The sequence below is a fragment of the Paraburkholderia sp. BCC1884 genome (genome assembly GCF_900996225.1).
In the GTDB taxonomy this organism is placed as follows: domain Bacteria; phylum Pseudomonadota; class Gammaproteobacteria; order Burkholderiales; family Burkholderiaceae; genus Paraburkholderia.
The window spans coordinates 1-519 of sequence record NZ_CAAJGL010000130.1; the positions used below are offsets into that span (position 1 = coordinate 1).

1 protein-coding gene is annotated in these 519 nt (G+C 68.4%); it reads right to left on the reverse strand.

Translation table 11 applies throughout. The annotated features are described in order from the left end of the window. Nucleotides 1-408: Gfo/Idh/MocA family oxidoreductase (locus tag FQ705_RS29315; RefSeq protein ID WP_409934749.1), on the reverse strand; the 408-nt coding region annotated here is incomplete at its 3' end. Nucleotides 409-519: the final 111 nt, after the last annotated feature.

Sequence of the window (519 nt, forward strand, 5' to 3'; positions counted from 1 at the left end):
GCCGCCGGCCACGGCGGCCTCGAACGCGACCATCACGCCCTTCTCGCGCGCGGCCGCGAAGATCTCGCTGCCGTGCACGGCGAGCAGGGCCTTGTTGGCGGTCACCACGTGCTTGCCGTTGGCGATCGCGCGCAGCACCAGCTCGCGGGCGATGCCGGTGCCGCCGATCATCTCGGCGACGATCGAGACCGAGGGATCGTCGACCACCGCCTGGAAATCGGTGCTCAGATCGACGCGCGCGCCGCCCAGCGCGGCCTGCGCCTTGGCCGGGTTGCGCAGCGCGATGCGCGTGATCTCGATGCCCCGGCCGGCGCGCCGCTTGATTTCTTCCTGATTGCGGCGCAGCACCTCGAAGGTGCCGCTGCCGACGGTGCCGAAGCCCAACAGGGCGACTTTGATCGGTTCCATGCTGGGTGTGGTTGCGTTTTGAAGTTGAAGGACGGATGCGGCCGCTCAGGCCGCGTGACGTTTGCGATAGCCGTCGAGGAATCGCGCGATGCGATTGATCGAGTCGGTCAG